This is a genomic window from Ochrobactrum sp. SFR4, assembly GCF_019730395.1.
GTDB lineage: Bacteria > Pseudomonadota > Alphaproteobacteria > Rhizobiales > Rhizobiaceae > Pseudochrobactrum.
Map to the genome: position 1 here is coordinate 1 of NZ_JAAPBB010001515.1, position 229 is coordinate 229.

General features: G+C 54.1%; 1 protein-coding gene. It reads right to left on the reverse strand.

The features are described from left to right. Positions 1 to 229 (reverse strand): M14 family zinc carboxypeptidase (locus HBA93_RS24075; RefSeq protein WP_286202188.1); only part of this gene is annotated, 229 nt, incomplete at both ends.

The window sequence follows — 229 nt, forward strand, 5'->3', positions numbered from 1 at the left end:
TCACCCATAGCGGTGTAACTCGCTGCATGGTGCATGTGAAACGGATTATCCGCGCACAGACGACGATGCAGCTCATAACCGTCAGGGTTTTCCTGCGGGGAGATGGTGAAATGCGCACCTTTACGGGATTTCAGTTCATGGGCTGCACGCAAAGCACCGACCACGCCGGTGGTTTCATTGGCGTGCTGGCCACCGCTGATAATCATTGGCTCATCTGTGCCTTTGATAT